The sequence below is a fragment of the Duganella sp. BJB1802 genome (assembly GCF_013369445.1).
In the GTDB taxonomy this organism is placed as follows: domain Bacteria; phylum Pseudomonadota; class Gammaproteobacteria; order Burkholderiales; family Burkholderiaceae_D; genus Rugamonas; species Rugamonas vulcania_A.
This window is the reverse complement of the sequence record NZ_JABWEF010000008.1, coordinates 147,830-162,056: the sequence shown is the minus strand read 5'-3', so window position 1 is coordinate 162,056 and position 14,227 is coordinate 147,830. Positions and strand designations below refer to the sequence as shown.

At 60.7% G+C, this 14,227-nt stretch carries 10 protein-coding genes; 6 read left to right on the top strand and 4 right to left on the bottom strand.

What is annotated here, in order from left to right:
- Positions 1–10: 10 nt before the first annotated feature.
- The 4 genes from HUX88_RS14700 to HUX88_RS14685 are packed head-to-tail and all read left to right on the top strand — an operon-like array spanning position 11 to position 6,247.
- On the top strand, positions 11–2,785 hold the full coding sequence (locus HUX88_RS14700) for a type VI secretion system Vgr family protein (RefSeq protein ID WP_176362256.1): 2,775 nt from the start codon (positions 11–13) through the stop codon (positions 2,783–2,785).
- A gap of 1 nt (position 2,786) precedes the next feature.
- Entirely contained in the window at positions 2,787–3,638 is an 852-nt protein-coding gene (locus HUX88_RS14695) for a DUF4123 domain-containing protein (protein WP_176362255.1), read from the top strand.
- Between the two features lie 43 nt (positions 3,639–3,681).
- Positions 3,682–4,251 carry a DUF3304 domain-containing protein gene (locus HUX88_RS14690; protein ID WP_176362254.1) on the top strand — a complete coding sequence of 190 codons (570 nt, stop codon included), beginning with the start codon at positions 3,682–3,684 and terminating at the stop codon, positions 4,249–4,251.
- Positions 4,232–6,247 carry a DUF2235 domain-containing protein gene (locus HUX88_RS14685; protein ID WP_176362253.1) on the top strand — a complete coding sequence of 672 codons (2,016 nt, stop codon included), beginning with the start codon at positions 4,232–4,234 and terminating at the stop codon, positions 6,245–6,247. Before HUX88_RS14690 ends, HUX88_RS14685 begins: the two co-directional genes overlap by 20 nt.
- Positions 6,248–6,271: 24 nt before the next feature.
- Here HUX88_RS14685 and HUX88_RS14680 read toward each other — a convergent pair whose 3' ends face one another.
- The 4 genes from HUX88_RS14680 to HUX88_RS14665 form a co-directional block, all read right to left on the bottom strand.
- Positions 6,272–7,363 carry a GNAT family N-acetyltransferase gene (locus tag HUX88_RS14680; RefSeq protein WP_176362252.1) on the bottom strand — a complete coding sequence of 364 codons (1,092 nt, stop codon included), beginning with the start codon at positions 7,361–7,363 and terminating at the stop codon, positions 6,272–6,274.
- 61 nt (positions 7,364–7,424) lie between these two features.
- Positions 7,425–8,717, bottom strand: coding sequence for a cation:proton antiporter (locus tag HUX88_RS14675; protein WP_176362251.1), 1,293 nt, complete (start codon positions 8,715–8,717; stop codon positions 7,425–7,427).
- A 136-nt stretch (positions 8,718–8,853) separates the two neighbouring features.
- On the bottom strand, positions 8,854–10,242 hold the full coding sequence (locus HUX88_RS14670; RefSeq protein ID WP_117010906.1) for an amino acid permease: 1,389 nt from the start codon (positions 10,240–10,242) through the stop codon (positions 8,854–8,856).
- 105 nt (positions 10,243–10,347) lie between these two features.
- Positions 10,348–11,496, bottom strand: a complete 1,149-nt coding sequence (locus tag HUX88_RS14665; protein WP_176362250.1) for a sugar diacid recognition domain-containing protein — start codon at positions 11,494–11,496, stop codon at positions 10,348–10,350.
- 199 nt (positions 11,497–11,695) lie between these two features.
- Here HUX88_RS14665 and HUX88_RS14660 point away from each other — a divergent pair, with 199 nt between their 5' ends.
- Together HUX88_RS14660 and HUX88_RS14655 are read left to right on the top strand one after the other, a co-directional pair.
- On the top strand, positions 11,696–13,018 hold the full coding sequence (locus tag HUX88_RS14660; protein ID WP_117010902.1) for an MFS transporter: 1,323 nt from the start codon (positions 11,696–11,698) through the stop codon (positions 13,016–13,018).
- Positions 13,019–13,029: 11 nt separating this feature from the next.
- The gene (locus HUX88_RS14655; protein ID WP_176362249.1) at positions 13,030–14,169 is read left to right on the top strand and encodes a glycerate kinase; all 1,140 of its coding nucleotides are present in this window, start codon (positions 13,030–13,032) and stop codon (positions 14,167–14,169) included.
- The last annotated feature ends 58 nt before the right edge of the window (positions 14,170–14,227 follow it).

Below are 14,227 nucleotides of genomic sequence, written 5' to 3'. Positions count from 1 at the left end.
GAGGAGCTGCATGCAGAACTTGGGTTCGGGCGGCCTGCTGGTGGAGGCCTTTTGCGCCGACGACATGGTGCAGGGTACGGGCGCGCGCGACATCATCGTGCTGTCGACCAACGCGCACGTTGAGCTGGCGCCGTTGCTGGGCAAGCCGGCCAGCCTGGAAGTGAGCCTGGCGGACGGCAGCCGCGCCACCTTCAGCGGCGACATCACGCAGGCGGCCATGTTGGGCAGCGAGGGCGGCCTGGCGCGCTTCCGCCTGCGGTTGACGCCGTGGCTGTGGCGCCTGAGCCAGGTGCGCAACAGCCGCGTTTGGCAGGACAAGACGGTGGTCGAGATCGTCGAATCGGTCTTCGAACACTATCAGCCGCTGGCGCAATGGCGCTGGAGCGAAGAGGTCGACAGCTTCCTGGCCGATGTGTCGGCGCGCAGCTATTGCTGCCAGTACCGCGAGTCGGACTACGACTTCGTGCTGCGCCTGCTGACCGAGGAAGGCCTGGCCTGGCGCTTCGAGGAAACCGATGACGGCCTGTGCATGGTGCTGTTCGCTGACAGCAGCCAGTTGGGCGCGGTGCCCGAGGATGCCAGCAGCGAGGCTGGCGGCGGCATCCGTTTCCACGGCGTGCGCGCCGGCGAGCAGCAGGACACCATCCAGGCATTGCAGGCGCGGCGGACCATCTCGGTCACGCTGACCACCTTGCTCAGCTACGATTACAAGGCCAAGAAAGCCGTCGGCGCCAGCGCGCCATCCAGGCAGCAGTACAAGAAACTGCCGCCGCTGGAAAGCTTCGACATGCCCGGCCAGTACGCCTACACCAGCGGCGGGCAGGCGCAGCACTACGCCGAATTGCAGATGCAGGCGGGCGAAGCCCGTAGCCAGTTGTGGCGCGGCCGTTCGACGGTGCGTACGCTGGCGGCGGGCCGGCGCGTCAATGTCACGCAGGGGCCGCTGGCGTTCGCCGACGGGGATGCCGTGCCGGCGTACACGGTGCTGCGCGTGAGCAGCGTCGGCGTCAACAACCTGCCGTCGCCGGCCCAGCACGGCTTGGCCGAGCTGTTTGGTCCCATTCCCGAATTGCTGGAAGAGCTGGCGCCGCAGCGCGACGAGGAGTTCGCGCTGGTGATCGAACAGGCGCGCAAGACCGGCTACGCCAATAGCTTCGAAGCGGTGGCCTCGGACGTGATCTGGCGTCCGCAACTGCCGGACAGCGATGGCCGCAACCATCCAAGGCCGACTGCATCGGGCACGCAGAGCGCCATTGTCATCGGTGCGGATGGATCGGACCAGCCGGCCGGTGCCGACGAGCTGCATTGCGACGTGCTGGGCCGCGTACGCATCCGCTATCACTGGCAGGATAGCGGCGATGCCAGCTGCTGGGTGCGCGTCGCCCAGCGTTCGGCAGGCGGCGGCATGGGCAGCCAGTTCCTGCCGCGCGTGGGGCAGGAGGTGCTGGTGCAGTTCATCGAGAACGATATCGACCGTCCTGTGATCGTTGGCGCTTTGTACAACGGCCAGGGCGAGGGCGGCGTGACGCCGACGCCGGCAGGACAGGCGGCTGGGGACAGCAATGCTTCGCTATTCAAGCCGGCCGGTGATCACGCGCCGTCGGCGCAAGGCAATCTGGCGGCGGGCAATAGTCCCTTGTGGCACGGGGCTTCCGCCGACACGGCCGGGCACGGCAACGCGGCGGCGCAGTGGGGTTTGCGCAGCAAGGAGTTCGGCGGGGCCGGTTACAACCAGTTGCTGTTCGACGATACTGATGCGCAGGGACGCGTCCAACTGCGCTCGACGCATGCGGCGAGCGAGCTGACGCTGGGGCATTTGATCCACAGCGCTGATAACTATCGCGGCAGTTTGCGCGGTCAGGGGGCGGAGCTGCGCACCGATGCGTATGGCGCGGTGCGCGCGGCGGGCGGACTGCTGGTGTCGAGCTATGCGATCGGCCACAACGCCAGCGAGCGCCAGCCGATGGGCGATAACACTGCCGGCATCGCGCTGCTGAAGCAGGCGGTGCAGTTGGGCCAGACGTTCAGCGACGCGGCCAAGACGCATGAGACGGTGACGCTGGCGTCGCACGTTGGCGCGGAGAAGCCCAACGCCAGCCTCCTTGATGACAAGGCGCCGCCGCTGAAGGCGCTGCTGACCGCGGTGTCGGGCATGGTAGGCAACGCCGGCTTGGACGCAGCTCAGGCAGATGCTGGTGAGAAGAAAACCGCGCCCGGTGATGATCAGTTGCCGCATGCCAGTTCGCCAATTATCGCCGTCAGCGGCAAGGCAGGCCTGAGCGTGACGGCGGGGCAGGCGATGCAGATGTCCAATGGCGAGACGATTGCTTTGATGAGCGGCGATGATACGCAGTTCGTCAGCGGCGGGCAGCTACGTGTGCAAAGCAAGCAGGCCATCGGCGTTCTGGGCGGCGCCGTCAAGGCGGGAGACAACAATATCGGTGTGCAGATGATCGCCGCCAAGGATGCGGTCGATATCCAGGCGCAAGCGGATGCTCTGAAGGTGCAGGCGCGGGACGAGGTCAACCTCGTCAGCGCCAATGCGTTTGTTGACTGGGCGGCTGCTAAGAGCGTTACGCTGTCTACGGCGGGCGGAGCCAATATCACCATCGATGGTGGGAATATTACAGTGCAGTGCCCAGGTAAGCTCACGGTTCACGCTGGAACGAAGAATTTTTCTGGGAGCACAAGTGTCGCATATGCACTACCACTAATGCCTCAGTCTATCTGTGTGGAGTGTTTGCTCAAAGCGCGCGCCTCTGGAGTTCCGTTTGTTGCGAGATAATATGAGCCTATATTTCAGTTTAGGGAAACTTGTCAACGATTCGTGCCTTGAATTCCAAAAGAACACATTCTACTGCCTTGTCGACCATGCGGGAATGCCTGGCCTAGCTAAGATGCTTGATCGCTCAAAGGTACCATATAGTAGTGTCTTCGATGATACGAAGGAAGAAAGTGCTTTGTCTGTCGCTCCAATTCTGTTTAAGTTATCGGATGTTGCATCAGAGAATCATGGCGGACTAAGACGTTGGATAGAAGAGCACGGGTCTTATACTTCATCAATGATATTATTTACTTCTTCTTTGTTGCGAGATGAGGTTGTAAGGCGATTAAGAATAAGGCTTAATGCCATCGTGTCGGAGAATATGGAGGTCTTATTGCGATATTATGATCCTCGTGTTCTTGAAGCGATGTTAAATGTTCTTTCAGATGTTCAGCTTCAAGATTTTCTATCCATTGCTGATTGCTGGTGGTATTTAAATCGGCAGGGAGCTCTGGTTAAAATAGCATCCGACTTCTCGCAAGATGACATGTTCACTTCACCGCTTCGCCTGACGGAGCAGCAGGAATTTTTAATGCTGGACGCTAGCGAGCCCGATCAAATCGCTGATCAGCTGCAAAAGATGATGCCGGACATTTTTCATAATTTATCAATTTCATTGCGTTATGATTTTATATGTCGGAATGCCTCTAGAGCAAGTGCAATTGGAATATCCGGTACTTATGAAGTGGCTTTATATTGCGGTGTCGCGCTCCTTCATGGGGAAGATTTTTCTTCATTACCTCAATGGGCAGAAGTCGTGGGCAAGGTGCAACACCGGGCTATTAAATTTTCTACTGCGCTCAGTGAAGAGTAATTGTGAAACTTTGAGAGAGTTTTAAAAAATGGATTTTTAGATAATGAAAAAGTTTTTTGTATTGATCTTTTATTTGACTGTTGCTGTTACGTGGTTGGGTGCCTGTGGGAATGGTGTGGCCTCGCCGGGCGGTGAGGTTCATAAACGAGATATGCCCAATGGTGCCCCTATTTCACTCTCGCTGTCTGGCTACAATTATACAAATCAATCCATAGATTCATTTAGTGTAAATGGCCAAGGCGGCGGAAATATATTTGTTAGTACACCGACTAGCGGCGGTGGGGGTACTGCGTGTTGTGTAACATATTTTCCGAATGGAGTCCTCAAAAAGGTGACGGTCCGTTGGCAATCTGGAGGATGCTATTTCCATAGATTTCTAACTAAGTCCAATGAGGTATTTGATACCTTCTATCCATATTATAAAGAAGCTGATGTTTCAATTTCTGAAGACGTTGCGAAGGATCCGAAGCGTATGGAAGTTCATTTTTATCCCGATGGCACGGTTCAGGTTCATATAACCGATGAAGCTTCGGAGCCGCGACTTTCACTTCCACCAAGTCGCGAAGACCTTAGAAAATTGCCAAGGTGTAGCCATGACAAAAAACCAGAATAAAGATTCGGTAGGTGACAGCAAGACCCCTCCCTTAAAGCCCGATGCAGCTTCGCTTAGACATGCTGTGGACCAGTCCGTGGCGTTGCCTGCGGAAGCAGCGCAGAAAGCGCGCGTGACATCCCCCGCAGCGAGCGCCGCGCTAGCAGCTCCTGCTGAAAGTAAAGGGAAATCGACAAATTGTCACCAGATTGTATCGATGAGTTTTTTCTTTGACGGTACCGGAAATAATATGGATGCAGATTCCGGGACACTTAAACACAGTAACGTTGCTAAACTCTACAACGTTCACCAACCCGATGACAAGACTCAAGGAATATATCGCATATATCTTCCTGGCGTAGGAACCTATTTCGCAGAGGTCGGCGACGATGGTGGCGGAAAACCTGGACTTGTTTCTGGTTATTTAGGTGATTCACGATTGGACTGGGCGTTGAAGCAATTTGACGAAAAGTTGAAACCACATGTTGCTCGCGCCACTTCGCCTTCTAACACTATAGAAGAGATTAACATCTTCCTATTCGGCTTTAGCCGAGGGGCAGCGTTGGCGCGTGCGTTCGCCAATAAGCTTCTTGAAGATCGTTGTGTATATGATACTGGCAAGAAGTGTCGTCTAAAGAAAGGAGGCTTTCCCTTCCGAATTAGGTTTATGGGTCTCTTTGATACAGTGGCATCCGTCGGTTTGCCGATGAGTTCAAATAATACCAGTATCACAGCTGCGGTAACCGGCACTGTACGGGATGTCCTCGATCGACGTTTGGAATCGTCCTCCTACAAGGATACCTTACCGCAGGCTTTGGCTTTCGCGGAACGTTCGGCACCCGGTGCAGATCCCGCACCAGGTACGTACGATGGACATAGCGATTGGGGGGGGAGCTTGGCTATTCCGGATTTGGTTGAAGAGGTGCGCCATTTCATTGCGGCTCATGAGATTCGTAACTCTTTCCCAGCAGATAGTTTATCTGTGTTGGCGGGGGGGCAGGTTGTGAAACCGGAGAGATTCCACGAATCAGTATATCCAGGAGTACACTCGGACGTGGGGGGAAGTTATAGGCCCGGTGAGGGAGCGCGGAGTTTTGATGCGGCGGAGAAGCTCGGATTGATTCCACTACATAGCATGTATAACTTTGCGATAGCCGCAAAGGTGCCGTTACTGCCAAAAACCGCATGGCGAAAGATGAATGAGTCCGATTTTGAAATTTCGGGGAAGTTAATTCAGCGATATAATTATTATCAGGCTAAGATCGGTCTAGCAACGAATTTAGGAACCTTAATGAATCGACATATGGCGCTATACTTCGCATGGCGGTTTCATGCTATTCACAAAAAACAGCAGGGGGATAAGACCGAGGCTGCGGAAATTGACAGAGTGAATAAGGAATTCGGTGTCGATAAAGTCAAGTTGGATCAGGAGATCAGTGTACTTGAAAATAAGAATAAGATTGCTCAACGGGCTGTTTATGAGGCTCAGAGGAATAAGGAGCGCTACATACAAAATAACTACGGAAATCCAAATATTGGCTCGTCAAAAAAATTCGACGATGATATCAATACCGCAACTGCGGAACATAAGGTGGCGTTGGACAATCTGCTCCGAGCGAAAGCAAAACTCGACGCGCTACCTAAGATGGGTAATTATGCAAACATGGTTGCAATGTACGACAATCAATTAATTCAAGATGTTAACGCCATCCGCCGCGCTTATAGCAAGGTTGAAACTCTCGCGAAGAATCCATCGGTCTTAAAGCGCGAAAATCTTCGGCCGCATTATAAGATATTAATTGAGGCATACGAAAATGAATATGTACATAACAAAGGGTTGAAAGACGAAGAAATTATTGCGTTTTTCGATCAATATGTGCATGACTCACTGAGCGGCTTCGCGACCGACGCAACGCTGCCATCTGACCCCCGAGTGATCTATTTAGGGGGCGACGAAAAATACCGATATGCAATCAATGAGCCCCAACAGCGGAGCGATGATCTGCAATATGCCTAGGTACGTGGTACTGGCGGCTAGGCGTCACTTGATGGAGCGTCTGGCCAGTTCGGTGGCTGCAACGAAGGCCCCATGCAAGGCGCAGGCCAGGCGGTTTCTGGTGTTGGACCGCATCAGCAGCACATGGCCGCGTTGTACTGTTGCGTTGCTGGACTGGTAGCTGTGGGCGGGGGTGCCGTAGCCAAGATCGATGCAGGTGAAACCACGGCTGCACAGGTCTTCGATGGCCATGTGCAGTATCGTCGTACCCACCGACAGATGGCCGAGCGCCTTGTCGTGGAAGATGTTGAACAGGTGCAGCGTATCGCTCGACCGCAAGCCAAGTATCAATGCGCAGGGTTGGTTGCCGCAATCGATCTGGTAGCACAGCAGCATGCCATGTAGCGCCAGTTCCCGCATTTCTTCATGGGTCCATAATTGCGCGCGATGTTCCGGCGTGGTGAGCCTGGACATGGTTTCCAGCATCGATGGCAATTGCTCTGGCTGTTCAATGCGATGCAAGTCCAACCGGCCAGCGCCGTGCTCGCGCAGTTGCCGCTGTTGGCGCTTGAGGTTGTACCGCCGCTTGGAGTTGAACTGCGCCATGAAGGTTTCAAAGCTGGAGGGCAGGGGGATTTGGTGGCAGGTCCGCCAGTTGTTCAACAAATGCGTGGTGTAGCCGCTGTTCTTGCTGATGTTGCGCCAGAGCTCGCTATCCGCCGGCAATGAGTTTAGCGAGATCGCCTGGCATAGCGGGAACTTCGCCAGCAGGAATTCAAACAGTAAATCCAGCAACTCGGCACGCGCAGGCATCAAGGGTGCGCTACCGAGCAAGCACACGCTGGGCACCGGTAACGAGCCGAGACGCAGGCGGCCGGCGACAAAATCAAAGCCATGCCGGCGCAACACCAGCGGCACGACGCCCACCACCGTCCCGCTTGCCCGCTCGGTCACCGTGAACAGCTGGGGGGGTGCGTGTTCGGTCGCCGTGCTGAGCAGGTAGTCGAAGAATTCGGGGCTTTGGTAGACGCGGCCGTGGCTGTCGCTTTCGGCCAGCAGTTCGCGCCAGCGCTGGAGCAGGGCGCTGTCGCCGATGCGGCCGTTGGCGTCTTCGATGAGGTAAATGGCGTTGGACATGGTCGCACGACGATCCCACATCCTGCGCCTGCCTTTCTTGATGCAGGTCGAAGCGGGGCGATCAACGGCGACGGCGCCACACGGAATCCATCAGGGGCTTGACGCTGAAGCCGTGTACAAGTATCGACAACATGACGACGAACAGCGCGATGCGCGTGAGCTGGGCGGCCACTTCCGGCGCCAAGCCGGCTTCGATGGCGAACATCAGGTAGTAGATCGAACCGATGCCGCGCACGCCGAACCAGCCCGTCATGGCGCGCATGCGCAGGCTGGTGTCGCTGCCGATCAGGCCGGCGAACACGCTCAGCGGACGGGCGACCACGAACAGGAACAAGGCCGTCCACAGGGCGTCCCACTGAATGCTTTTCAGCGAGATCATGCCGCCCAGCAGCAGCACCAGCGTCAGCTCGGACAGCCGCTCAAGGTGTTCCTTGAAGACCAGCGATTCGGTGCTGACGGTGAGCGGCGCTTCGTGCGTTTCGCTGGTCCTGGCCGATTCGGATTTTGCCGTGTCCGGTTCCATCAGACCGTGACGATCCTTGGGCGCGCCGGCTAGCACCAGTTCGGACTGCCGCAGCGCGACGGCGGCGAAGAATACCGCCAGGAAGCCCGACGCCTTGAACAGCGTCGCCAGCGCGTACACCACGGCGATCATGCCCAGTCCCACCAGGTCGTCCATGATTTCATGCTTGGGATCGCTGCCGCGCAGTCGCCAGCTCAACCGGGCCACCAGCGCACCGGCCGCCACGCCGACCAGCACCGCGCCGGCGGTGGCCCACAGCACGTCCACCAGCAGCCAGCGCACATGGTGCGCGCCCGTATCGACCACGCCCAGCATGCCGAGGCCGAGCATGACGAAGGGGAAGGCGCTGCCGTCGTTCATGCCGGCCAGGGTGAAGCGCAACTGGTCCTTGTCGCCCGCGTGGCGCACCTGGACGTCGGTCGCCAGCACCGGGTCGGTGGGCGCCAGGATGCCGCCGAGCAGGACCGCCGCGCCGGCCGGCAATTGCAGCACGTAGTAGCCGAACAGCGCCACCAGCCCCACCGTCAGCGACATCGACAGCCAGGCCAGCCGCAGCGGCGCGTCCCAGCGCTGGCGTTTGAACGGCACCGGCATCTTGATGCCTGCGGAGAACAGGGATATCAGCAGGGCAATCTGGGTCAGTACTTCCAGCAACGCGGATTGCAGCTTGGGATCGAAGCCGAAGATGTTGAGCAAGGTCGGCCCCATCAGGATGCCGGCGCCGAGGTAGACGATGGCCGAGGTGAAGGGCGACTTCGAGATCGTGGTGGCCGCCAGTCCGCGCGCCAGCATCAGGCAGCCGACGAGCAGGAACCATACAGTGGTGTTCACACGCTCTCCTTCGCAGTGACGAGTCAGATGCTAGGCGAGTTTGGGGTATCGGTCTGTGGGGTAGAGCACCCTGCGCGTTGCGGCAGGGCGGAGGGAGCGCCGGCGAGGCGCTTGGCCTCGCCGGGCAGACAGCGGATCAGTTCAGCAGCGAACGCGAACGGGCGTAGCCGAAGTAGATGGCCAGGCCGATCACCAGCCAGATCACGAAGGCGACCCAGGTGAACCAGCTCAAGTAGGTCATCAGCATGACGCAGAAGATCACGGCCAGCGCCGGAATCACCGGCACGCCCGGGCAGCGGAAGGCGCGCTTGAGGTCGGGACGCTTCTTGCGCATGATGATCACGGCGATCGACACCAGGCTGAAGGCGGCCAGCGTGCCGATGTTGATCAGCTCGGTCAGCACGTTCAGCGGCACCACGGCGGCGATCAGGCCGAACACGATGCCGACCAGCCAGGTGGCGAAGAACGGCGTGTGGAAGCGCGGATGCACGGTCGACAGGCGCTTCGGCAGCAGGCCGTCGCGCGACATGGCGAAGATGATGCGGGTCTGGCCGTAGGCCATCACCAGGATGACGGTGGTCATGCCCAGGATCGCGCCCAGGTCGACGAACCCGGCGAACCAGTTTTCACCGGCGTGCTTCAGCGCCAGCGACACCGGGTGGTCGATGCCCAGGTACTGCTGGTAAGGCACGATGCCGGTCATGATGGCCGAGACCACCACGTACAGCACGGTGCAGGCGGCCAGCGAGCCGATGATGCCGATCGGCAGGTCGCGCTCCGGGCGCTTGACTTCCTCGGCGGCCGAGGTCACCGCGTCGAAACCGATGAAGGCGAAGAACACCAGCGCTGCGGCGCTCAGCATGCCGTTGTAGCCAAACGGCATAAACGGTTTCCAGTTGGCGGGCTCGACGTGGCGCGCGCCGACGACGATGAACAGCAGCACCACGCCGACCTTGATAGCGACCATGATGTTGTTCAGGCGGGCCGATTCACGCACGCCCCAGCTCAGCATCGCCGTCAGCACCAGCATGATGCACAGTGCGGGCAGGTTGATCAGCGTATGCACGCCGGGAATCGCGCCGGGCGCGGCCGTGAGCGCGACCGGCAGGTGGATGCCGAAGCCGGAGATCAGCGACTGGAAGTAGCCGGACCAGCCGACCGACACGGCCGAGGTGGCCAGGCCGTATTCCAGCAGCAAGTCCCAGCCTATCATCCAGGCGGCCAGTTCGCCCAGCGTGGCGTAGGTGTAGGTGTAGATGGAGCCGGCCACGGGCACGGTGGAGGCGAATTCGGCGTAGCAAAGCGCGGCGAAGCCGCAGGCGATGGCGGCGACCACGAAGGACAGCGTCAGCGCCGGGCCGGCCGTCACGGCGCCGGTGCCCGTCAGTACGAAAATACCGGTGCCGACAATGGCGCCGATGCCCATGAGGATGAGGTCGAAGGGACCGAGTACTTTCGCCAGGCCGCCGGGTCTGCGGCTGTTGGCGATCATATCGTCCAGGTTCTTGGTGCGAAATAGGCTCAAAATGGCTCCAGTTTTATTGTGGTTATTTCCGTACCCGAGCCTGTGCCTTGTGGGCGCTCGGGCGACGGCAAATAATACAGTAACTTTCCGGCTCTGCCGAGAGAGTTAAGTGGTTAATAACGAAGAGATATACAGCAGCAGCCTATCCTCCAGCTTGCCCAGGTCCAGGCCGGTGATCTCGCCGATGCGGCGCAGCCGGTAATCCAGCGTGTTGCGGTGGATGTGCAGGGCCTCGGCGGTGGCCGCCGGATGACCGTCGTGTTCAAACCACACATCGAGCGTGCGCCGCAGCAGTTCCTTGTTTTTGTCCCGCGCCTTCAGCCGGGCGACGGGCTGGCGCAGCTGCTCCGCCTCCCAGCCCGATCCCAGGCCCGACAGCAGCACCGGCAGGGTTTGCTCGTAATAACTGAAGCGCGACCGGCGCGGATGGCGGGCGCGGCCGATGCGGGCCGCGGTCAACGCGCTTCGGTAGGAAACCGCCACGCCGGCCATGCCGGTCTGGGCGATACCCATCGTCAGCGTGTGCGGCTGCTGGCATTCCTCGCGCAGGATGGCGGCCAGGGCCTGCAACTGGCGCTGCGGCCAATGGGTATCGGACGCGGACGGGGCGTCGTGGAAATCGAGCAGCACCAGCTGATGGGCGCTGGCCGATGCGGTGAGCGCGGACGGCTGCCGGGCCAGCATGCGCAGTTGCAGGCGCTGCAGCTCGCCGAGGGCCTGGTCGGTGCCGGCCGTCTTGTCGTCCAGCTCCAGCAGGAACACCAGATGGCTGCGCTCGAAGTTGACGCCCAGCCGGCGCGCCCAGGCGGCCAGGTCGGCCTCCATGGCGGCTTCGTAGCGGATCAGGTTGAGCACGAAGGCTTCGCGGTAACGCGAGTCGCGCTGCAGCTCGCCGGCAAGGTGGGCTTGTTCGAGGATCATCTCGGCCGTCAAGCGCACCAGTTCGCCGAACTGGCGCACCTGGGCCGGCACGCCGCTCAGGCCCACGGCCCCGCAGACCTGGCCGTTGACCGTCAACGGCAGGTTGATGCCGGGCTGGGCGCCGTGCATATTGCGGGCGCTGGCACTGTCGATCTCCACCGTCAGCCGTTTGGCCAGGGCCAGCATGGCGCCGGCGTGCAGCTCGCCGATGCGCGCCGGATTGCCGCTGGCGAGGATGGTGCCGTTGGCATCCATCACGTTGACGTTGTACGGGATGATCTTCATCGTCCGGCCGACGATGTCCTGGGCCAGCTCGGTGCTCAGTATGTACATGGGCGTTTCTCCTTGCCATCATTGTGCCAAATAACAAGGAATCCGGGTAAATACCGGACTGGCAGGAGCATTTATTGTGCATATGCCCAATAAATAGCCGGGATCCGGCTGAATTATGGTGCGTTTGACCGATGTTTTTCCGGGATGGATTCCAGATAATCATCCGCACAGACCACCTATAAAAACCAAGGAGACCCACATGAACACCACGACCACCGCCACCCCGTGGCCGGCGGCGTCCGTCCTGGACGGCGCTTACAAGAAGGCCAGCTGGCACCTGATACCGTTCATCTTCATCTGCTACTTCTTCAACTACCTGGACCGCGTCAACGTCGGCTTCGCCAAGCTGGAGATGCTGGACGCCCTCCATTTGAGCAATACCGTTTACGGATTAGGCGCGGGCATCTTCTTCATCGGCTACGTGCTCAGCGGCGTTCCGAGCAACCTGATACTCCACAAGATCGGCGCCCGCCGCTGGATCGCGACCATGATGGTGGCATGGGGCGGCCTGTCGGCCTGCATGCTGTTCGTGCACGATCCGGCCTCGTTCTACGTGCTGCGCTTCTTCACCGGCGTGGCCGAGGCCGGCTTCTTCCCCGGCATGGTGCTGTACTTCACGCACTGGTTCCCGGCGCAGAAGCGCGGCCAGGTGATGGCCCTGTTCATGTCGGCGATCCCGATCTCCGGCCTGGTCGGCGGTCCGCTGTCGGGCTGGATGCTGCAGCATTTCTCGGCCGGGCAGGCCGGCATGGCGGGATGGCAGTGGCTGTTCCTGTTGCAGGGCCTGCCGACCGTGGTCCTGGGCGTGGCCGTGTACTTTTACCTCAACGACGGCATCGCCCAGGCCAAGTGGCTCAGCGCCGATGAAAAAGCCGCCATGCAGGCCGCGCTGGCGGGCGACGAACAACAGCGCCAGGCCAACAGCGACGCCGGCCAGACCTTCTCGTCCGTGGTTCGCAACGGCAATGTGTGGATGCTGGGCGTGATCTACTTCTGCATCCAGATGGGCGTGTATGCGATCAACTTTTGGCTGCCATCCATCATCAAGTCGCTGGGCTACCAGAGCGCGGTGACGGTCGGCTGGCTGAGCGCGATTCCCTACCTGTGCGCCGCCTTCTTCATGGTGTGGGCCGGCCGCTCGGCCGACCAGCGCCGCGAACGCCGCCTGCACGTGTCGCTGCCGATGCTGATGGGCCTGACCGGCCTGATGATGGCCGCCAACTTCTCCAGCAATCCTGTGATCGTGATAGCGGGTCTGAGCATGGCGACCATGGGTGCGCTGGCCGCGCTGGCGATGTTCTGGTCGCTGCCGGCCGCCTTCCTCGGCAGCGCGGCGGCGGCCGGCGGCCTGGCGCTGATCAACTCGCTGGGCCAGATCGCCGGCTTCGTCAGCCCCTTCCTGGTCGGCTGGATCAAGGACGCGACCCAGAGCACCGATACCGCGCTGTATATTTTGTCCAGCGTGCTGCTGCTTGGTGCGATACTGGTGCTGCGCGTCCCCGCCAAACTGGTCAACCGTTGATAGAGTACTCGATGAAAATAGTCATTGCGCCCGATTCGTTCAAGGAGAGCCTGACCGCGATGGCGGTCGCCAACGAGATCGAGGCCGGCTTCCGCGAGTTCTTTCCCGACGCGCAGTACGTCAAATTGCCGGTGGCCGACGGCGGCGAAGGCACGGTGCAGGCCATGATAGACGCCAGCGGCGGCCGCCGCGTGGCGTTGACGGTGTCCGGCCCCTTGGGCGAGCCGGTGGACGCGTTCTACGGCCTGATGGGCGACGGCGCCACGGCCGTGATTGAAATGGCCGCCGCCAGCGGCCTGGAACTGGTGCCGGCGGCGCGGCGCGATCCGCTGCGCACCAGCAGCTTCGGCACAGGCGAGCTGATCCGCGACGCGCTCGACGCCGGCGCGCGCCGCTTCGTGCTGGGTGTGGGCGGCAGCGCCACCAACGACGGCGGCGCCGGCATGGTGCAGGCGCTGGGCGGGCGCCTGCTGGACGAGGCCGGCAACGAGCTGCCGCCGGGCGGCGGCGCGCTGGACCGCCTGCGCCATATCGACCTGTCCGGGCTGGACGCGCGCATCAAGGACAGCGTGTTCGACATCGCCTGCGATGTCAGCAATCCGCTGGTGGGGCCGCAGGGCGCCTCGCACATCTTCGGCCCGCAGAAGGGCGCCACCCCGGCGATGGTCGAGCAACTGGACGCCAACCTGCGCCACTACGCCGATGTCATCGCCCGCGAACTGGGGCAACAGGTGGCGGATGTGCCGGGCGCCGGCGCGGGCGGCGGCATCGGCGCGGCGATGCTGGTGTTCCTGGGCGGGCGCCTGCGCCCCGGCAGCGAGATCGTGACGGCGGCGGTCGGCCTGGACGCGGCCGTGGCGGACGCCGACCTGGTCATCACCGGCGAAGGCCGCATCGACAGCCAGTCCATCCACGGCAAGACGCCGATCGGCGTGGCCCGCGTGGCCCAGCGCCACGGCAAGCCGGTGATCGCCATCGCCGGCAGCCTGGCGCCGGGGGCGGCCATCGTGCATCAGCACGGCATACAGGCCGTGTTCGGCGCGGTCAGCCGGCCCTGCACGGTCGAGCAGGCGCTGGCCGAGGCGGCGTGGAATGTGCGCAGCGCCGCCCGCAATATCGCGGCCGTCCTCAGCCTGGGCGCCCGCCTGTAGTTGCCTACGCTCATCTGTGCTAGAGTCATTCTCGTGTCAGTCACCGACGTCGAGAATG